This is a genomic window from Arthrobacter sp. 05N428_2 (assembly GCF_056397065.1).
In genome coordinates this window covers 230780-250427 of sequence record NZ_JBFTMR010000005.1, presented here as the reverse complement: position 1 = coordinate 250427, position 19648 = coordinate 230780, and the positions used below count along the sequence as shown (strand labels likewise).

The window sequence follows — 19648 nt, the reverse complement described above, 5'->3', positions numbered from 1 at the left end:
AGGGTCATGATTAACACACTTGCGGACCGGATGCGCGGCCTTGCCTCGCTCTTCTGGCGCGAAGTGGCGAAGTTCGGCGCCGTCGGCGGTGTCGCCTTCGTCATCGACAACGGCCTGACCTACTACCTGATGCACGGCGCCATGTCCGACAGCGAAGCGAAGGCCCGGTTCGTCGGGGCCACAGTCGCCACGATCTTCTCCTGGATCGCGAACCGCTTCTGGACCTTCCGCCACCGCCGCCAGGCCAACGTGCTGCGCGAATTCATGATGTTCGTCTTGATTAACGGCATTGGTATCGGCATCTCCACCGGCCTCACCGCCCTCGCCAAGTACGGCATGGGAATCACGGACAAGAACATGCTCTTCTCCGCCGGAATTGTCGGCATCCTCGTCGCGACGGTGGTGCGGTTCTTTGCCTACCGGTTCCTGGTCTTCAACAAGGAACTCGACGACGAGCCGGAGTTCTCGCACGATCACGAAATCATCGACCGGCCGCCGCACACCCAGCCGGGCGTCACCGTCCCGGAGCAGGGTGCCGCGGATCCGGCCCATCCCGACCCCAAGTCCTAGAACGACCCCGGCGACCCGGACAGATAGAACGACCCGGGCGCTCGGCCCGCGCCGCGCGCCGCGCGCCGCGCGCCCGCCCTTTTCTAGGGCTCCTGGGTGTCTGCGGACACTCGCTCGTCGCTGAGCAGCCGCTCCGTCACCGCGACGTCCGGGTGCACGAGCACCACCGAGCCGCCGCTCCTCCAAACTCCCAGAGACTGCGCCAAGGCGGCTGCCAGGCCATCGCCGGCCTTCACCAGCAGCCGCAGGCTGTCGTCGTGGGCCACGGCGAAACCCTGCAACAACTCGCCGTGGGTGTGGACGGCGCCGCCGTCGGCTCGGACGGCGCGGCGGCCGGCTTCGGGTTCCACATGGGGCATGAACACGTCGCCGTGGGAGCGCACCTCGGCGGCGTAGTCCACGACGCCGGAGGGCAGTACGCCCTGCCAGCGCATTGCCAGGGCCGGCAGCGCCACCGCGATGACGGCGTCGAAGGCTCCTGTTGCCGCGCCGGGGCCGGGCTCCGTGGTGGCGAGCAGTTCGGCGTCCGCGTCGTCGAGCACCACCTCCATGCCGAGCTGCCAAGCTGCCAGAGCGAGCACGACCGACTTCCAGTGCGCGGGCAAATCCAAGCGCAGCCGTGTTCCCGGTTCCGCGTCCAGCTCGTCCTGGAGCAGGTTGCTGCTCTTGGCCACCCAGTTGTCCAGCACATGCCCGGAAAGTTCCACGCGTTCGGCGTCCGGTCCGTACCAGGTCAGCCGCGGGGAGGTGGACTGGCCCGAACGCAGGGCTGTCATAAGTTCGATTGCCGGGATGTTCATGCTGTCATCTTGCCACGGCCCGCGGACCGTGATCTCGGTCACACGTGCAGCCAGGTGCTTGCTTCTCCGGCGGAGGACGGCCACCGCAGATTTCCCTAAAAGTCAATAAAAATCCTCGAAAGTGCTCAGCACGCTGATGATTTTCCCGGTACTGCAAGGGAGTTGGGAAAAATCTCGGGCGTGGCGTGGACCGATATTGCCGCCGAACGTGATTATTATTCCCGCTGCCGCTTGACTCCCGGATACTTACACACGTGTAATTAGGTATCGAAAGCCAATGCGCATCAGCCGACACACAACCGAGTGTCCGAGGGTCAGGCAAAGGCTGCAAATCAGAGAGGGAAACGCCAATGGGGCTTGCAGAGCGTATCCATGAAGATGAAGTCGTCGCCGGCCAGGCGACGGCAAAGTACCGTTCGCGGGGCGTGCCCAGCGACTGGTATTTGGACCCGGCCGATCCGGATGCCGCTGAGCGGTACAACGAAAGCACCAAGGATTCGCTGCAGGACCAGGCCACGGCCTTCCTCGCGGCCCACGAAGCATTGCTGGCGGGGAACCCGGAGTCGGACAACGACCCGCTCGATCCGCCAATGGAACTCCAGACCCTGCACCCCGGAACCACCGCCCAGCCGGTGTGGATCGGCTTGCCCGCCCGGCAGGACTTCGACGATGAAGGCGAGCTGGGATGGCAGACGGATGCGCTTTGTGCGCAAACCGATCCGGAGGCCTTCTTCCCGGAAAAGGGAGGCTCCACCCGCGACGCCAAGAAGGTGTGCGGTGCGTGCAACGTGCGCTCACAGTGCCTGGAATATGCCTTGTCCAACGACGAGCGCTTCGGCATCTGGGGCGGCCTCTCCGAGCGGGAGCGCCGCCGGCTTAGGAAGCGAGCAGTCTAATTCTTCAAGAAGTACGAGTCACCGCCGTCGTCGTAACCCACGACGGCGGTGACTATCTCCCCAGGACCCTGGCGGCCGTGGCGGCTCAATCGCGGCCGGCAGATTCGGTCATCGGGGTCGATACCGGTTCCCGCGACCACTCGGGGGCCCTGCTTGCGCAGGCGTTCGGCACGTCCAACGTCACCGTCGTCGAGCAGACCAGGAGCGGGATGGGCGGAGCCGTCCAGGCCGGGCTGCAGGCCCTCGCGCCCCGGCGCGCGGACTCCGGACCCGCGGACTCCGAATGGATCTGGCTGCTGCACGACGACGCTGCGCCGGCTCCCGAAGCCCTTGCCGAACTGCTGCGCGCCGTCGAGCGGGCGCCCTCCGTTACGGTGGCCGGCTGTAAACAGCTGGACTGGCACGCCGGGCGCCGGCTGATCGACGTCGGGCTCTCCACCAGCCGCTGGGCCGAGCGCCTGACCCTGATCGAGGCCGACGAACTGGACCAGGGACAATACGACGGCCGCAGCGACACCTTTGCGGTTAACTCCGCCGGCATGCTGGTCCGCCGTGATGTCTGGGAAGACCTCGGCGGCTTCGACCCCGCGCTGCCCGGCAGCGGCGACGACGTGGACTTCTGCTGGCGCAACCGGCTCGCCGGCCACCGCGTGGTGGTGGTCCCGAGCGCCAGGATGTTCCACGTCTCGCATCGGCCGCACGCGCAGGGGAACGCGACGGCGGCCCGGAAGGCCCAGGTCCACCTGCGGCTCAAGCATGCCTCGGCCTGGAAGGTCCCGCTGCACGCCGTCGGCGCCCTCCTCGGAAGCCTCTTCAAACTTGTCCTCAGCGTCGCCGTCAAGGACCCCGGGCACGGATTCTCGCAGCTGCTGGCGACCCTTGGCGCACTGGGGCGCCCCCTTGCCGTGCTGCGCGGCCGCCGCAATGCCGCCCGCACCCGGCGCATCCGGCGCTCCGTGATCAAGGGCCTGCAGACGCCCCGGCGCGAGGTCTGGGCGCACCGCCGCTCGCTGATGGAAGCGCTCGGATCGGACGACGCCGGCGACTCGCCCTTCCATGATCCGCTGGCCGAACAGCCCAGCGGAGATTCCGCCGACGATTTCGCTGCCCTGAGCACCACCGAGCGCGGCTGGGTGGGCAACGGGGCGCTGCTGGCGTTGCTCGTCACCGCCGCGGCCTCGCTCATCGGCTTGCTGAACGTGTTCCGGGCCGACGCCGTCGCTGGCGGTGCGCTGATCCCGGTCTCGGCCAGCCTGGGTGAGATTTGGAACCACGCCTCCAGTTGGTGGATTGCCCTGGGGGCCGGCCTTCCGGGACACGGCGACCCCTTCGGCTACGTGCTCTGGCTGATCGGGGTCTTGGGTGCCGGTAATGCCAGCGGCGCCATGGCTTGGCTGTTGGTCCTTGCCATGCCGCTGTCGGCGCTGGCGGCGTGGTTCGCGGCCGGGGCGCTGACGCAGCGGCGCCGGCTCCGGCTCGCGGCCGCGTTGGTCTGGGCCGGGGCACCAGCCCTGCAGGTGGCGCTCAACCAGGGACGACCGGGGTCGTTCATTGCGCATTTGATGATGCCGCTGCTCGTCCTGGCTTTGCTGCGCGCCACCGGCTCCGTCCCCGGCCGCGGCCGCTACGCCGTCCCGGCTCCGGGGGAGCGGCGCTTCACCGAGAAGCCTCCGGCCAAGCCCGGCATAAATGGCACCCCGTCCTGGACCGCGGCCGCTGCTGCGGGACTGGCGCTGGCAGTCGTCACCGCGGCTGCCCCGTCGCTGCTGCTGCCCGCCGTCTTCGTGATCGCGCTGTTCGGCGTGCTGCTGGGACGCCGGGGACGCACCCTTTGGTGGTCGCTGCTGCCGAGCCTGGCACTCTTCCTCCCGTTTGCCCTCTCCGTCCTGGACCGGCCCCGCGCCCTGCTGGCCGATCCGGGCCTGCCGCTGGGCTTCGACGCCGCCCCGCTCTGGCAGCAGGCGCTGGGTCAGCCGCTGCGCTTCGAGCCCGGCGCCGGCCTCGCCGGTCTTTCCGCCTTCGGGCCCTCGGCCCTACCCTGGGCGCTCCTGCTTGCCCTTCTGCTAGGGCTGCCCGTCCTGCTGCTGGCACTGGGCGCGTTGTTCCTCCCGGGCCGGAACACAGGCCGCCGCCGGCCGCGGCTGGCCCGCAGCCTCTGGGCCGCCGGAACCGTCATGCTGGCTGGCGGCTGGTTCGCCGGGCACGTCGCCACCGGTGCCGGCGCCGAGGTCATGGTCACCCCGTTCCCCGGCCCGGCTGTCTCCGCCGCCGCTTTCGCGTTACTGGGAGCGGCGCTGATCGGCGCCGAGGCCCTGCTGGACGCCGCGGACGCGTCCGCGCCCGACCACACATCGCCCGACCGCAAGTCCCAGGGCCGCACCTCCCTGGCCCGCAGGATCCTGGTCCACGGCGCCGCCGTCACCGCAACGGTCCTCCTGCTCGCCGGTCCGCTGGCCGGAATCGCCGTCTGGGCGGCGCAAAACGTGGCACAGTCCGCTGCGCCGCCTGCCGCGACGACGGATCCCCGCGCCGGAGCTGGTGCGGGCAGCGCCGCGGCAACTGTCGGCGACGGCGCGCTCGGCACCCGGCGGCTGGTCCAGGCCAGCAGCGCCCGCACGCTGCCCGCGACGGCGATCGACCGGGGCGAGGGGCCGGAACAGGCCCGGACCCTGGTCATCTCCGCCCGGGAAGACGGTTCCTTCGCCGCCTCCCTTGAGCGCGGCGCCGGCACCCGGCTGGATGCACTGTCCGCCGTCGCGTCCGCACGTCCGGTAATGGGTGCACCGGGGAAGGAGACGCTCCGTGAGGACGACGCCGTCGCCGCGTCACTGCGCGGGATCGTTGCCACCATCGTGGCCGGCCAAGGCGTGGACCCCCGCGGGCAGCTCGAGCAGCTCGGCGTCGGCTTCGTGGTACTTGAGTCCACGGACAGCGCCGCCCAGCTGACGGCCAGCCGGATGGATGCCGTCCCGGGCCTCGTGGCCGTCGGCCAGACCGACGTCGGCTGGCTGTGGCGGATCAGCCCGCTGAACCAGCCGGTGATCGATGCGGCCGATGTCGCGCACCGCGTCCGCATCGTCGACGGGGCCGGCGCGACCGTGGGACTGCTGCCCGCGGGCGTCGTAGCGGCCGACGCCGCAGTACCGGCCGGGCCCGAAGGCCGGTTGGTGGTCCTAGCCGACCGCGCGGATCCAGGTTGGAGCGCCTGGCTCGACGGCCGGCGCCTGACCGCCACCTCCGCGGACTGGGCGCAGGCTTTCACCCTGCCGGCGCAGGGCGGCCAGCTGAGCATCCGCTACGAAAACCCTTGGGCGCTTTGGACCGGCGTAGTGCAGGCCGTCGTGATCGGTCTGACCGTCCTGCTCGCCATCCCGATGCCCGCCCGACGCCCGAACACCGGGCTGTCCAGGGACGAGGGCTCGCTGCGTAAGGAACACCAGCATGCATGATCAACACGACGCTGCAACCCGTCCAGAACAGCCGCCAGCGGCCCCGCAACGTTCGGTTCCGGCCGAGCAGGCGGAAGAGGCCGAGACGAGCAAGCGAGACAGGAGCGGACGCGTCAGCAACGGCCGCGGCGCCCTCCCCGCCGTCCCGGTGCTGGCCCGGCTGAAGGGCCTTTCGGGGACTGTGGGCGGCATCCTTGCCGCTGTGGTGCTCGTGGCAGCCGGCGGCGGACTGGTGGCTGCTTCGGCGTTGTCCCCGCAGGTCCCCGGCAGCAGACCGCTCACGGCACCGCTGGCCGCTGTTCCGGCCGGCAGCAGCGTTGGCATCTGCCCTGGACCGGCGCGGCTGCTCGAAGGCTCTCCGGTCGGGACGGACCCGCAGTTTAGCCCGGAGTCGGCTACCGCCAAGAGTGCAGTCAGCGCCGTCGTCCTCAGCTCCAGCGCGGGCGACTTGCCCGGAAGCCGGCTCGCCGCGCTTACCGGCGGGCCGCTGGTGGAACTGGCCAAGGCAGTCCCGACATCCGCTCCGGCGACGTCGGGCCCAGCCGCGTCCGCCGCAGCCCCGGCCTTGCGGGCCGGCGTGGTGCCGCAGCGCGCCGTCGACGCTGTCAGCGTGCTCAGCGCCGACGCGCAGGCAAACCGGCAGCCCTCCGCCGGTGCCGTGATGAGCTACACCGCCACGGACGGGGACCTTCGGGGTACGGCTGCCGCTGCCTGCCAGCGCCCGGCCAACGATCTGTGGCTGGTCGGGGCGAACACCGCCGTCGGCAGGACCGCGGTCCTGAACCTCAGCAACGCCTCCAGCACCCCGGCCACCGTCAGCCTGGACCTCTTCGGCGCCAAGGGAACCATCCAGGCCCCGGGGAGCCGTGGCCTGCTGGTTGCTCCCGGCAGCACCCGGGCCATCATCCTTGCCGGTCTCGCACCCGGCCAGGAGCAACTAAGCGTGCGGGTGCGCAGCACCGGCGGCCCGGTCTCGGCCGTGATCCAGCAGAGCGTCCTGCGCGGACTGACGCCCGGCGGCGTGGACTTCATTGTGCCGGGAACAGCCCCCGCCGCGCGGCAGGTGATTTCCGGCCTGGATCTGCAGGACCCGGCCGGACTGGCGGCCCTCGCCGCGAAACCCGGCTTCGCCGACGCCAAACCCGCCCTCCAGCTCACCGTTCCGGGCGCCGCGGACGCCGTGGTGGAAGTGAAGCTGTTCGGTCGCGACGGCCAGAAACCCCTTCCCGGCGGCGGCGTGGTGACGGCGAAGGCTGGTGCGGTCACGGAAGTGTCGCTCGCCGGCGTCCCGGCGGGCCACTACACGATCGCCGCCAGCTCGGACGTATCGTTTGCCGCAGCCGCCCGCGTCACCCGCGGGCTCAAGGCCGACGAAGCCGGAGATTTTGCCTGGACGCCGTCGTCGGCGAGGCTCGGCAGCCAGCACGTGGTGCCGGTGCCCGCGACCGGCACCAGGTTTCTGATGTTCGGCGCGCCGGACGGCCGTGCCACGATTTCCTACACGCCGATTACCGCCGACGGGAAGGTCCGCTCCGCGGCCACCGCCGACATCGCCGGCGGCACCACCGCCACCGTCCAGATCCCCGGTGATGTGGGTGGGTCGCCGCTGGTGGGATACCTGGTGTCAGCGGCAGGAGACGCAGCCTACGGGGCCGTCGTGCTGGAGCAGGATGGCAGGCCGGACATTTCCAGCCTCCCGCTGGCGCCCGGAGCCGCGGGCCAGGAACAGGTCGCCGTCACGCTCGGGCGCTAGCTGTACTTGGCCGCAGCCGGCGGACCGGGCCATCCCCGCGCGCTTAAGAGCGCCGGCCTAATAGCGGCGGCGGTACACCGGGTCCAGCGACTCGGGCGGGACACCGAGCATTTCGGCGGTGCGCTCCACGACGACGTCGTGCACCAGGTCCTGGAGCTCGTCACGGCTGCTGCACGCGTGTTCCACCACCCGCCGGTACAGCGTGATCACGGGACCCTCTTCCGCGGTGGCCGGCGAGTAGGCGCCCATCGGCGCCTGCGTGCCGTCGGCCACCAACTGCTCGAGTCCGGGCGGGATCTCTTCCACGGCAAAGCGGACGCCGTCCAGCGGCTTGCCCCAGATATCGTGCAGGCGCTGGGCCGAATCCAGGACGAAGTCATCGAAACGGTCCGAACGGGTCCGGTAGCCGGGCAGCGTGGGGAGCATCAGCTCGCCGCGGAGGCCGCGGCCGTGCCGGTTCCTGCGGCGCTCCCGGAAGCTCTTGCCCTGGGACGTGCCGCCGGCGGGGTCAGCCAACCGGACCGTAAAGCCGGGATCTTGGTGCGATGACTGCATAGCTTGACTCTAAACCCGGCGCCTGATTTCTGCGATATGGCGCCCCGCGCGCCCCGCGGCGCGGGGCCACAGGCGCGCTAGAGCGTTTCAATGCCGGGCCTCGGGGCCATGCAGGGGTAGTCTGTGATGTCGTGGGTGCAATTCGTCAATGTTCAAGGTCCGCTTGCCGCAATTCGGCGGTGGCGACTTTGACGTACGTCTACGCCGACTCCACGGCAGTCCTGGGTCCGCTGGCAACCTACGCTGAACCGCACTGTTACGACCTTTGCGAGCAGCACGCCGGTTCGCTGACCGTGCCGCGCGGCTGGGAAGTCCTGCGGCTCGCCCTGCCCGCCACCCCGGCCGGCCCCGGCCCCGACGACCTGCTGGCCCTCGCGCACGCCGTCCGCGAAGCTGCCGCCCGTCCGGCAGCGGCGACGGACCCCGGCCAAGGGCAACGGGCCGCGCATCCGGCGCTCGAAGCCCCTGCTGCCGGCGAGGGAACCCGCCGGGGGCACCTGCGGGTCCTGCGCGAACCCTCCTGAGCGGCGAACTGGCGGTAGGCTGGAAACTGAAATTTCGGTCCGCCACCGGCGCCTGCTGCGCCGACTCCAGGGAGCCCTCACCATGCCACTGATCAGTCCCGAACTGTTGTCTGTCCTGCGCTGCCCCGTCACGGGCTCGGCCCTGGTGCAGGAGGGCGACGAACTGGTCGCCGCGAGCCCCGACGCGAACGGCCAAAAGCTCCGGTATCCCATCGAAGACGGCATCCCGTTGCTGCTGCCGCCGGAACTGCTGGCCGCGGCCACCGCCGCCCCCTCCGACCAGCACGACGGCGGCCGGCCCGACGCCGGTGCCCGGCACGCGGCCGAGTAGTCAGCGCCCCGGCAGACGGAACAGCCGCCGGCCCATCGGTAGCCGCCCCGGCGCCGAACTACTTCCAGTCCCTTCAGCTTCATCCCGGTTACCGCAAAGGATCCCCATGACAGTCGATTACAAAATTGCCGACATTTCGCTGGCCGAGGCGGGACGGCACCAGATCCGCCTCGCGGAGCACGAGATGCCGGGGCTGATGTCCCTGCGCGAAGAGTTCGGCGCGAGCCAGCCGCTCAAAGGCGCCCGGATCGCCGGTTCGCTGCACATGACGGTCCAGACCGCCGTGCTGATCGAGACCCTCACCGCACTCGGCGCCGAGGTCCGCTGGGCTTCCTGCAACATCTTCTCCACCCAGAACGAGGCGGCCGCCGCCGTCGTCGTCGGCCACGGCACGGTCGAGGACCCGCAGGGTGTCCCCGTCTTCGCCTGGAAGGGCGAAACGCTCGAGGAATACTGGTGGACTGCCGAACAGATCCTGACCTGGCCGGGCGCCGACGCCAACCCCGAACTGGGCCCGAACATGATCCTGGACGACGGCGGCGACGCCACCATGCTGGTGCACAAGGGCGCGGAGTTCGAGGCGCTCGGCGCGGTGCCGGCCGCAGCCGACGACGAGTCCGAGGAAGGCCGCGTCTTCCTCCAGGTGCTGCGTGCCTCGCTCCAGCAGGACCCGCAGAAGTGGACCCGGATCGGCTCGCGCCTGCTCGGCGTGACCGAGGAAACCACCACCGGCGTCCACCGGCTGTACCAGCTCGCCGAGCAGGGAAAGCTGCTGTTCCCGGCAATCAATGTCAACGACTCCGTCACCAAGAGCAAGTTCGACAACAAATACGGCATCCGCCACTCGCTGCCGGACGGCATCAACCGCGCCACCGACGTGCTGATGGGCGGCAAGGTCGCCGTCGTCTGCGGCTACGGCGACGTCGGCAAGGGCGCGGCGGAAGCGTTCCGCGGCCAGGGCTCGCGCGTCATCGTCACCGAAATCGACCCGATCTGCGCCCTGCAGGCAGCCATGGACGGCTATCAGGTGGCAACGCTGGAGAGCGTCCTGGCCGAGGGGCACATCTTCATCACCACCACCGGTAACAAGGACGTCATCATGGCCGAGCACATGGCCGGGATGCGCGACAAGGCCATCGTGGGCAACATCGGACACTTCGACAACGAGATCGACATGGCCGGACTCGCCCGGATCGAAGGCATCAAAAAGGTCGAAATCAAGCCGCAGGTGCACGAATGGGTCTTCGAGGCCGATCCCGCCAAGGGCAAGGACAGCCGTTCCATCATCGTCCTGTCCGAGGGCCGTTTGCTGAACCTCGGCAACGCCACCGGCCACCCCTCCTTCGTGATGAGCAACTCGTTCGCCAACCAGACGATCGCGCAGATCGAGCTGTTCACCAAGGCGGGCCAGCCCGAGGGCGAGCGCGAATACGAAAAGCAGGTCTACGTGCTGCCGAAGATCCTCGACGAGAAGGTCGCCCGGCTGCACCTGGACGCCCTCGGCGTGGAACTCACCGAGCTGACCAAGGAACAGGCCGCTTACCTGGACCTCGACGTCGCCGGCCCCTACAAGCCGGATCACTACCGCTACTAGCCGCCGAGCACCCCCGCGCCAAGGAGCCCCGGACTCGCCGTCCGGGGCTCCTTTGTGACCATATCGTCGCGTTCGGGAAAGCGGTCCGCGCCGGAACTTCACTTATGCTTTCAAGGTAACGTCTGGAAGGACCGAGTATAGTGATCGCCCCGAAAAGCTGGAGCACCGGCCGCAAGGCCGCCGTGCTGGCAGCGGTGTGCGCCTTGGCAGCGGGCGGCGGCGTGTTCGCCGCGGCCGGACCGCTGGCCCACCCCTCCTTTGCCTCCGAGGCTGCCTCCCCGGAGCGCGCCACCCAGGGGCTCGCTTTTCCGGTGGTGCCCCCGGTCCAGCTCACTGCAGCGCCCGAAGACGCCGCCACCCAGGTCAACCCGGCGGCGCCGGTGACCCTGAAGGTGGGCAACGGCCGGATTGACCGCGCGGCCCTCACCAGCGCTTCCGGCGACGCCGTGGACGGCACACTCAGCCCCGACGGTTCCAGCTGGTCCGCCGCCGGGCCGCTGAAATTCAACACCCGCTACAGCTACACGTACTCCATCGTGGACGGCGCCGGGCGCACCACGAACACCACACGGACGTTCACCACCGTCTCGACCGCCAACGAGGCCGACGCGGCGATCTACCCGCTGGACGGCATGAAGGTGGGGGTGGCGCAGCCGCTGCAGATCACCTTCAGCGAGCCGGTCCTGAACCGGGCCGCCGTCGAGAAGGCCATTACGGTCAGCTCCAGCGCCGGGCAGGCCGGTGCGTTCCACTGGTTCAGCAACACGATGGTCAGATACCGGCCGGAAAACTTCTGGGCGGCCAACAGCACCATCACGATGGACATGAAGCTGTTCGGCGTCGACCTCGGCAAAGGCCAGATCGGCAACTTCAACAAGAAGGTCACTGTGCACATCGGCGACAAGAAAGTCGCTATCGCGGACGCCACGGCACACACCTTCAAGGCCTTCATCAACGACAAACAGGTCGGCGAGTGGCCCTCGACCATGGGCGACACCAGGTTCCCGTCCGCGCGCGGCTATCTGGTCCTGATGGAGAAATACCGGGTGGAGCACATGTCTGCCGCCAGCATCGGGCTCAAGCCGGGCGATCCCGCCTATTACGGCGAGCTGGACGTCAACTTCGCCACGAGGCTGACCCCCAGCGGGGAATTCATCCACCAGGCCACGGACTCCGCCATGCCCTACGTTGGCCAAGTCAACCTCTCGCACGGCTGCATCGGTCTGGGGCCGGAGGGCGCCCAGTGGGTCTTTGACAACATGACCGCCGGCGACGTCGTCCAAGTGGTCAACACCGAGGGCGATTTTGCCAACTTCGACGACGGCTTCGGAGACTGGAACATCCCCTGGGCCCAGTATGCGAACTGAGCCGGGGCACCGGCCACCCGGCGGCAGCATCCGCTGAGGGCCGGGCAGTGAATTTGGGGGACACTGGATGGACAAGCAGTTGGGGGACACCATGGACCAGCGCATGAGTGTGCGGAACGCCGGGCGCGCTGCCGGCCGGAGCCGGCGCAGTGGGCGTGGTCCAGGCAAGAGCACCGGAAAGATGCTGGCCGTCGGCGGGATTTGTCTCGCCGTCGCCGCCGGCGGGATCGGCGCCGCCACTGCCCCCGTCTGGGCCGACAGCGCCTTGCCCTCGGAGTCGTCTGCGCCGATGCGAAACATCGTGGGCCTGGCAGCCCCGGTCGTGAAAGCTGTTGAACTCGGGGTCACACCCATCGACGGGGCCAAGGGCGTCAACCCGGCCGCTCTTCCGTCGGTGAAGGCCGTCAACGGGGTGGTCAAGGACGTGCAGCTTCGGCCCATTGCGGGCGGCGACTCCGTTCCCGGCACGAGGAGCGCGGACGGTTCCACCTGGACCGCGGAAGATCCTCTGGAGTTCGACACCAGCTACCGGTACTCCTTCACGATCGTTGACCGGGCCGGCCGGGAGACGAAGAAGACTCAAAGCTTCTCGACCGTCGCCAGGGCCAACGAAGCGGACGCCGCCGTCTACCCGCTGAACGGCAGCACGGTTGGGGCCGGCCAGCCGATCGAGATCGTGTTCAGCGAACCGGTCCTCAACAAGGCAGCCCTGGAGAAAGCCGTCGCGGTGACCGCGTCCTCCGGCCAGCCCGTGGCCTGGCGCTGGTACTCGGACCGCCGCGTGCGGATCCGGCCGGAGACCTTCTGGGCCGCGAACAGCCAGATCACCGTGGACCTCAGGCTGTTCGGCGTCGACTTCGGCAACAAGATGGTCGGCAACTCGGACGTCATGGTTTCCTACACGGTCGGGCCGCAGCGGGTCGCCGTCGTCGACGACGTCACCAAGACCATGAAGGTCTACTTCGACGGGCAACTGGTCCGGACGGCCCCCGTCACCCTTGGCAGTGCGGACTGGCTCTCACCCGCCGGCTACGCGGTGGTCATGGAGCAGGAGCGCCACTCCAAGTTCGACGCGGGCAGCATCGGCCTCAAGCCGGGGGACAAGGGCTACTATCCGCCGTTGACCGTGGAGTACGCCAACAGACTGACCACGTCCGGCGTTTACGTCCACCAGGCGCTTGAGTCGGCCTGGGGCGCGGTGGGCGTGTACAACGTCTCGCACGGTTGCGTGGGCCTGCTGCCGGCGGACGCAGAGTGGTTCTTCAAGAACATGAAAACCGGCGATGTGGTGCAGACCCTCAACACGGGCGCACCGCCGGTTGAACCGCTTGAAGGCTTCGGCGACTGGAACATCCCGTGGGCGCAGTACGCCAAACGCTGAGGCCGGCCGAAATTGCGGCCTGATTCGGTGCGGCCACGGGGTGGCACCTCGCCGGTGCTGAGGCTCTGACGGTAGGCTCGGTGTCAGATATGTGGCGCTGCCGGACCCCTCGTCCGGCGGCGCGGAAGCCTACGGAAGCGAAGCTGCAGTGACTGAAACGAGTCCCACCCCTCCGAACCGGCCGGATCCCCTGGTGGAACCTGCCGAGGACGCCGACGAGCCGGCCTTCGAATGGATGAAGCCCGCCGCGGGCAAGCGGGCCGGCACAGCTTCGGAGGACTCCGCCCACACGGACACAACTGCCGCCCCGGCCGCCGGCGCCGGAACACCTCCCGGCCCCGGAACAACTCCCGACGCAGGAACAACTCCCGGCGCCGGAACTGCCGACGCCGCGACCCCGGCGGCCGCACAGGGCAGCACGCCGGTCGAGGCGGGGGAGCGGGCCGCAACCCCCGGCACCCGCGAACGCCAGGGACGCCGCGCCGAGCGGACGGCCTCCCCGGCGTCCGGGCCGGACACGGCCGCTGGCACGGCCGGGGACGAAGGGGTGCACCGCAACGAGGCGCTGCCCACCTCGGCGCTGCAGCTTCGGCCCCCCCGCGAAGAGGTGGAACGCCGCAACGCCGAACGTGAAAGTGCCGCCAACGCCAAGCCCGTGGCCCCCCGGGTCATGCAGGTCCTGCTGGCGGTCTGCTTCCCGATCATCCTGCTGGTCCTGGCCGTCCGCGCCGTGGCCAGCCCGCTGTTCCTCTGGGTCGAGTACAACCGCCCCGGTTTCCCGGGCGACGGCTACGGCTTCAACGCCGACGACCGGATGACCTACGGATCCTACGCGGTCGACTATCTGAGCAACTGGTCCGGCCCGCGCTACCTCGGCGATCTGGTCAACCGGGGCGGCGAGACGCTGTTCAAGGACGGCGAAGTCAGCCACATGGCCGACGTCAAGCTTGTCATCCTGTCCACCTTCGGTGCCGGGGTCCTGCTGGTCCTGCTCAGCCTGGTCGCCATCCTTTACCTGCGCCGCCGCAGCCCCGGCGGCGTCCGTCGCGGCCTGTTCGCCGGGTCCATCGCCACCCTGGTGATCATCATCGGACTGGGCGTGCTCGCCGTGCTGGGCTGGGAGCAGTTCTTCACCGAGTTCCACCGCATCTTCTTCGCCAACGGCACGTGGACGTTCTCACTGCAGGACACCCTGATCCGGTTGTTCCCCGGACAGTTCTGGGTCGACGCCGGAATAACCATCGGCGGCCTGGTCCTGCTCGCAGCCATCCTCACCCTGATCCTGACCTGGCCGACCCGGAAACGCCGCGGACTGCCGCCCCGGCGCGCCGCCGCGGCTGCCCAGGACGGCGCTGCCCAGGAAGCCGACGCCGGCATGGTGGACCCCGCCGCGCTCAAGGGCCGGCGCTTCAAGCGCCGGAACGGCGCCGCCGCCGAGCACGAGCCTGCCCCCGGCCACGAATCAGCTGCCGGCCCCGGCGCCGCCAGCAGCGGCGACAAGCCCGCGGACCGCGCCGGCGCCGCACAGGAGCTGTAAACAACCTGGACAAGTAGAAGCGGCCGGCACCGCAGGTGYCGGCCGCTTTTATCTGCGCCCCGCGGCGGGGACCTACGGCAAGCGCCGGGGGCTAGCGATAGATCCGGTTGATCTGGGCCGCGAAGTCACGCACCACGGCGGCGCGCTTGAGCTTCAGGGACGGCGTCAAGTGCCCCGACTCAACCGTGAAATCGGCGTCGAGCACAACGAAGCTGCGGATCGACTCGGCCTTGGACACCAGGGTGTTCGCCTCGTCGACGGCGGCCTGAAGGGCAGCCCGGACCTGGCCGTTGGCGGCGGCTTCCGTGGCACCCATAACGGGGATCCGCTGCGCTGCACACCAGTTCTCCAGGCCCTCCGGGTCCAGATTGATCAGGGCCGACACGAACGGCCGCCCGTCGCCGACCACCACGGCCTGCGCCACCAGCTGGTGTTCGCGGATTTTCTCCTCGAGCGGTCCGGGAGCAACGTTCTTCCCGCCCGCCGTGACCAACAGGTCCTTCTTCCGCCCCGTGATAGTCAGGAAGCCGTCGGCGTCCAGGGAACCAAGGTCACCGGTGCGGAAGAACCCGTCCACAAACGCCTCGGCATTGGCTGTCTCGTTGGCGTGGTAGCCCTTGAAAACGCCGATGCCCTTGACCAGGATCTCGCCGTCTTCGGCGATCCTGATGGTGGTCCCGGGCACCGGGATGCCCACGGTCCCCACCCTGGTGCGGGTGGGGGTGTTGGCCGTGCACGGCGCCGTCGTCTCGGTCAGGCCGTAGCCTTCCAGGACCGGGACGCCGGCGCCGCGGAAGAAGTGGGCGTCGTTGGAGCTCAGCGGACTCGCGCCGGAGACGGTGTAGCCCAGTTGGCCGCCGAAGGCCTGCCGTAGTTTCGGGTAAAGCACCTTGTCGAAGAGGCCGCGCCTGGCCCGCAGGACCCAGCCGGGGCCGGTGCCTTGCCCGCGGGCGGCGGCGTCGAGGGCTTTCGAATACTCGACGGCGACGGCGGCGGCCGACCCGAAGAGCCGGTCCTTGCCGGCCAGGGCCGCTTTTTGCGCGGCGCCGGCGTAGACCTTTTCAAAGATGCGCGGCACCACCAGCAGGAAGCTGGGCTTGAACGTGCCGAGGTCCGTCAGCAGGTCCTTTGCGCTGGAAGTGTGGCCCAGTGTGGTCCCGGCACTGAGGCAGATGACCTGCACGGCGCGGGCCAGAACGTGGGCCAGCGGCAGGAACATGAGCGTCCGGGTGTTGGGCTGGAGCAGGATTTCCGGCAGGAACAGGATAATGTTCTTCGCGACCAGGGCGAAGTTGCCGTGCGTGATTTCGCAGCCCTTGGGGCGGCCGGTGGTGCCGGAGGTGTAGACCAGCGAGGCCACGTCGGCGAGGCCCGCCGTGGAGCGGTGTCGTTCCAGCTCGGCGTCGCCGACTCCGGTGCCGGCGGCCGCGAGGCTTGCGAGGTTCGGGGCGGCGCCGTCGTAGTCCATCCGGACGACGCCGAGCAGTCGCTGCGCCAGCAGGCCGGAGCCGTCCAGGACGCCCTGGACCAGCGTGGCCTTCGCCTGGTCCTCGACGAAGATGCGCAGGGCGCCGGAGTCGTGCAGGATCCACTCGACCTGGCCGGCGGAGGAGGTTTCGTAGATGGGGACCGTGACGCCGCCGGCGAACCAGATGGCGAAGTCCACGACTGTCCATTCGTAGCGGGTGGCGGACATGACGGCGACCGTCTCGCCGGGGGCCAGGCCGCCGGCGATCAGTCCCTTGGCCAGGGCCCTGACCTGGTCCAGGAACTGCTGGACCGGAACGTCGGTCCAGCCGGCGGGGCCCTTACGGGAGTACAGCGCGTGGACGGGGTCCTGGGCGTGCTGCTCCAGCAACAGGTCCGTCACGTTGCTTTCCGGGGTCAGCTCCACGAGCAGTCCGGTGCTAGCTTCTCTCAAAACCCATGTCTCCCGTTCCGGTCCGCAGCCGCCCGGTGGCCCGGGCTCCGCTAGCAATCCTGCCCTAGATCCAGGACGGCATCCACATCCGGAACCGCCAGTCCTGGTACGAGATCACCTCCGCGGTCCAGACCGGGTAGAAGAACGCCGAGAGCAGCACGGCCGCCACGACGAACAACGCCACGAGGTAGAAGCCGGAGCGCCGCCGCCACAGCGCGTCCGTGCGCCGGCCCAGGACCAGCCCCAGACAGTAGACAAGGGCGAGCACCAGGAACGGTTCGAATGAGACTGCGTAGAAGAAGAACGTGGTGCGTTCCGGGTACATGAACCACGGCAGGTAACCGGCGCCGACGCCGGCCAGGACGGCCCCGGCGCGCCAGTCGCGGCGGCCCAGCCACCAGAACAGCAGGACGCCGAGGCAGATTGCCGCGCTCCACCAGATCAGCGGGTTGCCCACCGAGAGGATGGCCGAGGTGCAGCTGGGCAGCTCGCAGCCGGCCGTACCCTGCTTGGGCGACTCATAGAAGAACGACGTCGGCCGGCCCATCACCAGCCAGGTCCAGGCGCTCGCCTCGTAGGGGTGGTCCGCGCTCAGGCCCTGGTGGAACTTGTAGGCCTCGAGGTGGTAGTGCGCCAGCGAGCGGAGCGAATCGGGAATCCAGCCCCACTGCGCCGATGGGTTGCTTTCGGCCCAGTGCCGGTAGTAGGCGTTGCTGGAGCGGAACCAGCCGGTCCAGGTAGCCGTGTAGACGAGGCCCGCGACGGGGACGATGCTCAGGAAGGCGGCGATGCCGTCCTTGAGGATGCCGCCGGTGATCCAGCCGTGGACTCCGGCGATCCGCCGCGCACTGAGGTCCCAGAGGACGGTTAAGAGCCCGAAGCCGGCCAGGAAGAACAGCGCTGACCATTTCGTGCCGACCGCCAGCCCGAGGCATCCCCCCGCGGCCAGCCGCCACCAGCGGACTCCCAGCCACGGGCCGGCGGCCAGCTGCAGGCGCGACGGAACGCCGCCGGGGGAGGCCGCGGCCTGCTGGCCGAGCCGCACCGCCAGCCGGCGCCGGCCGTCGTCGCGGTCCATCAGCAGGGCACCGAAGGCGGCCAGGATCCAGAACATCAGGAAGATGTCCAGCAGCGAGGTGCGCGACATGACGAGGTGGTGGCCGTCCACCGCCAGCAGCACGCCGGCCACGGCGCCCAGCGTGAGCGAGCGGAACAGCTTCTGCGCGATCAGGGCGAGCAGGAGGATCGAAAGGGTGCCGATCAGCGCGGCACTGAAACGCCAGCCGAAGGAGCTCTCCGGCCCGAACAACCACATGCCCGCGGCGATCATCCACTTGCCCACCGGCGGGTGGACCACGTACTCCGGGCTGTCCAGCAGCACCCCGGGATTTCCCGCGATGAAGGAATCGTTGGCCTTGTCCGGCCACGCGCGCTCGTAGCCGCTGACCAGGAGGGAGTACGCGTCCTTGACGTAGTAGGTCTCATCGAAGACCAGGTTGTGCGGGGTGTCCAGTCGGACGAAGCGCAGGATCCCGCCGAGCACCGCGGTCAAGGCCGGGATCAGCCAGAACCACAGGCGCAGCGAGGGTGGAAAGTCCCGCCAGCTGCGGATGTTGCCGATCAGCCGCTCGGTGAGGGCTTGACGGGTGAACGCCTCGGCAGGCCGGCTGACCCAGCGGTGCCCCTCGAGATTGCGGCCGGTGCCGGCGCCGCCGGCGTCGTGGCGGATGCTGTCCGGGCGGTCGTCGGCGCGCACCGACGTGGTTGAACCGGCCTCGGCAGGCCGCATGGGGGTCTGCGTCACGTTGCCCATGCTACCTTTCGCGGACGGGATCCCGGGTCCCGCGCGCCGCCCGCCGGCAGTAGGCTGGGGGTGTGGATCCCGAGCAAAGCATTTCCCAAGGCACGTCGTTGCCTCCTGCCGCCGCCGACGCCGTTCCGGCAGCAGGGACGGCATCCGGTCCGGGCCGGATCGTGCTGGCCGCGACACCGATCGGCAACGTCGGCGACGCCTCGGCCCGGCTGGTCGAACTGCTGACCACCGCCGATATCGTCGCCGCCGAGGACACCCGGCGGCTGCACCGGCTGGTGCAGAGCCTCGGCATTGCCGTGGCCGGCCGGGTGATCAGCTACCACGAGCACAACGAGGCGGCGAAGACCGGCGAGCTCCTGGACCAAGTGCGGTCCGGTAAGACGCTGGTGATGGTGACCGACGCCGGCATGCCGTCGGTCTCGGATCCGGGCTTCCGGCTGGTGGAAGGAGCCGTCGCCGCCGGGCTCACGGTCACCGCCGCGCCCGGTCCCTCGGCCGTGCTGACCGCGCTCGCCCTCTCCGGGTTGCCGACGGACCGCTTTTGTTTCGAGGGCTTCCTGCCGCGGAAGGCGGGGGAGCGGAGTTCGCGGCTCGCCGACCTCGACGCCGAACGGCGCACCATGGTGTTCTTCGAGGCGCCCCACCGGCTGGAGCCGATGCTTCGCGCGTTGCATGAGCGCTTCGGCGCCGACCGCCGCGCGGCAGTCTGCCGGGAGCTCACCAAAACCTACGAAGAGGTCATCCGCGGGACCCTGCACGAGCTTCTTGAGTGGGCCGAAACCAACGAGGTCCGCGGCGAGATCGTCGTCGTCGTGGGCGGCGCGCCGGAACGGGAGCCGGGCAAACCGGAGGACCAGGTCGCCGCCGTGAACGCGCTGATCGCCCAGGGCATCCGGCTGAAGGAAGCCGTTGCCGCCGTCGCCGACGACGCCCGGGTCAGCAAACGGGAACTCTATTCGGCAGTCCTCGCGGCTCGCTGAGCCAACGGCCGCACCCGGTCCGCCCCGGGCTTCGGCCCGGCCAGCGGGCCGGGTACGGACACCATGCTTACGCTTGTGCAGCTGCACAGCGAAACCAGCAGAGCCTAGTGCGGGCAGGCGTAGACACCCCGCAGAAGCCGGCAGTACCGTGGCATAAAGGCAGCCCCGCAGCGCACC

At 69.5% G+C, this 19648-nt stretch carries 15 protein-coding genes; 11 read left to right on the top strand and 4 right to left on the bottom strand.

Annotated features, from left to right (window positions below):
- Window positions 1-6: 6 nt before the first annotated feature.
- Window positions 7-570 (top strand): GtrA family protein, encoded by a 564-nt coding sequence (locus tag AC1DGI_RS07780; protein WP_476898355.1) that lies wholly within the window; start codon window positions 7-9, stop codon window positions 568-570.
- Between the two features lie 83 nt (window positions 571-653).
- Here the strand turns inward: AC1DGI_RS07780 and AC1DGI_RS07775 are convergent, their stop codons facing one another.
- Window positions 654-1370, bottom strand: a complete 717-nt coding sequence (locus AC1DGI_RS07775) for a TIGR03089 family protein (protein ID WP_476898354.1) — start codon at window positions 1368-1370, stop codon at window positions 654-656.
- A 350-nt stretch (window positions 1371-1720) separates the two neighbouring features.
- Between AC1DGI_RS07775 and AC1DGI_RS07770 the strand changes: the two genes are divergently transcribed.
- The 3 genes from AC1DGI_RS07770 to AC1DGI_RS07760 all read left to right on the top strand — a co-directional run bounded on the left by AC1DGI_RS07770 (window position 1721) and on the right by AC1DGI_RS07760 (window position 7468).
- Entirely contained in the window at window positions 1721-2266 is a 546-nt protein-coding gene (locus tag AC1DGI_RS07770) for a WhiB family transcriptional regulator (RefSeq protein WP_476898353.1), read from the top strand.
- A 68-nt stretch (window positions 2267-2334) separates the two neighbouring features.
- Window positions 2335-5715, top strand: a complete 3381-nt coding sequence (locus AC1DGI_RS07765) for a glycosyltransferase family 2 protein (protein ID WP_476898423.1) — start codon at window positions 2335-2337, stop codon at window positions 5713-5715.
- Window positions 5708-7468 (top strand): DUF5719 family protein, encoded by a 1761-nt coding sequence (locus AC1DGI_RS07760; RefSeq protein WP_476898352.1) that lies wholly within the window; start codon window positions 5708-5710, stop codon window positions 7466-7468. Before AC1DGI_RS07765 ends, AC1DGI_RS07760 begins: the two co-directional genes overlap by 8 nt.
- 57 nt (window positions 7469-7525) lie before the next feature.
- On the opposite strand, the gene AC1DGI_RS07755 is transcribed toward AC1DGI_RS07760, so the two are convergent.
- Window positions 7526-8023 carry a metallopeptidase family protein gene (locus AC1DGI_RS07755; protein ID WP_441400963.1) on the bottom strand — a complete coding sequence of 166 codons (498 nt, stop codon included), beginning with the start codon at window positions 8021-8023 and terminating at the stop codon, window positions 7526-7528.
- Window positions 8024-8154: 131 nt separating this feature from the next.
- On the opposite strand from AC1DGI_RS07755, the gene AC1DGI_RS07750 reads away from it, so the two are divergent.
- The 6 genes from AC1DGI_RS07750 (at window position 8155) to AC1DGI_RS07725 (ending at window position 14757) form a co-directional block, all read left to right on the top strand.
- Window positions 8155-8547 carry a DUF3499 domain-containing protein gene (locus AC1DGI_RS07750; RefSeq protein ID WP_441400965.1) on the top strand — a complete coding sequence of 131 codons (393 nt, stop codon included), beginning with the start codon at window positions 8155-8157 and terminating at the stop codon, window positions 8545-8547.
- An 82-nt stretch (window positions 8548-8629) separates the two neighbouring features.
- Window positions 8630-8878 (top strand): Trm112 family protein, encoded by a 249-nt coding sequence (locus tag AC1DGI_RS07745; protein ID WP_476898351.1) that lies wholly within the window; start codon window positions 8630-8632, stop codon window positions 8876-8878.
- Between the two features lie 106 nt (window positions 8879-8984).
- The gene (gene ahcY / locus AC1DGI_RS07740; RefSeq protein WP_476898350.1) at window positions 8985-10472 is read left to right on the top strand and encodes an adenosylhomocysteinase; all 1488 of its coding nucleotides are present in this window, start codon (window positions 8985-8987) and stop codon (window positions 10470-10472) included.
- A gap of 143 nt (window positions 10473-10615) precedes the next feature.
- Window positions 10616-11839: a L,D-transpeptidase gene (locus AC1DGI_RS07735; protein WP_476898422.1), complete on the top strand. Its 1224-nt coding sequence runs from the start codon at window positions 10616-10618 to the stop codon at window positions 11837-11839.
- Between the two features lie 67 nt (window positions 11840-11906).
- Complete coding sequence (locus tag AC1DGI_RS07730) at window positions 11907-13220, top strand: L,D-transpeptidase (protein WP_441403587.1); 1314 nt, start codon at window positions 11907-11909, stop codon at window positions 13218-13220.
- A gap of 148 nt (window positions 13221-13368) precedes the next feature.
- Window positions 13369-14757, top strand: coding sequence for a TIGR01906 family membrane protein (locus AC1DGI_RS07725; RefSeq protein WP_441403638.1), 1389 nt, complete (start codon window positions 13369-13371; stop codon window positions 14755-14757).
- A 91-nt stretch (window positions 14758-14848) separates the two neighbouring features.
- Here AC1DGI_RS07725 and AC1DGI_RS07720 read toward each other — a convergent pair whose 3' ends face one another.
- Together AC1DGI_RS07720 and AC1DGI_RS07715 are read right to left on the bottom strand one after the other, a co-directional pair.
- On the bottom strand, window positions 14849-16678 hold the full coding sequence (locus tag AC1DGI_RS07720; protein ID WP_476898349.1) for an AMP-dependent synthetase/ligase: 1830 nt from the start codon (window positions 16676-16678) through the stop codon (window positions 14849-14851).
- A 64-nt stretch (window positions 16679-16742) separates the two neighbouring features.
- Window positions 16743-18491: a dolichyl-phosphate-mannose--protein mannosyltransferase gene (locus AC1DGI_RS07715; RefSeq protein ID WP_476898348.1), complete on the bottom strand. Its 1749-nt coding sequence runs from the start codon at window positions 18489-18491 to the stop codon at window positions 16743-16745.
- A 98-nt stretch (window positions 18492-18589) separates the two neighbouring features.
- On the opposite strand from AC1DGI_RS07715, the gene rsmI reads away from it, so the two are divergent.
- Complete coding sequence (gene rsmI / locus AC1DGI_RS07710; RefSeq protein WP_441400865.1) at window positions 18590-19471, top strand: 16S rRNA (cytidine(1402)-2'-O)-methyltransferase; 882 nt, start codon at window positions 18590-18592, stop codon at window positions 19469-19471.
- The last annotated feature ends 177 nt before the right edge of the window (window positions 19472-19648 follow it).

Bases quoted from the DNA above. Each gene is read 5' to 3' on its own strand.
- AC1DGI_RS07780 (WP_476898355.1), top strand. From the start codon at position 7: ATGATTAACACACTTGCGGACCGGATGCGCGGCCTTGCCTCGCTCTTC.
- AC1DGI_RS07775 (WP_476898354.1), bottom strand. From the start codon at position 1,370: ATGAACATCCCGGCAATCGAACTTATGACAGCCCTGCGTTCGGGCCAG.
- AC1DGI_RS07770 (WP_476898353.1), top strand. From the start codon at position 1,721: ATGGGGCTTGCAGAGCGTATCCATGAAGATGAAGTCGTCGCCGGCCAG.
- AC1DGI_RS07760 (WP_476898352.1), top strand. From the start codon at position 5,708: ATGCATGATCAACACGACGCTGCAACCCGTCCAGAACAGCCGCCAGCG.
- AC1DGI_RS07755 (WP_441400963.1), bottom strand. From the start codon at position 8,023: ATGCAGTCATCGCACCAAGATCCCGGCTTTACGGTCCGGTTGGCTGAC.
- AC1DGI_RS07745 (WP_476898351.1), top strand. From the start codon at position 8,630: ATGCCACTGATCAGTCCCGAACTGTTGTCTGTCCTGCGCTGCCCCGTC.
- ahcY (WP_476898350.1), top strand. From the start codon at position 8,985: ATGACAGTCGATTACAAAATTGCCGACATTTCGCTGGCCGAGGCGGGA.
- AC1DGI_RS07730 (WP_441403587.1), top strand. From the start codon at position 11,907: ATGGACAAGCAGTTGGGGGACACCATGGACCAGCGCATGAGTGTGCGG.
- AC1DGI_RS07715 (WP_476898348.1), bottom strand. From the start codon at position 18,491: ATGGGCAACGTGACGCAGACCCCCATGCGGCCTGCCGAGGCCGGTTCA.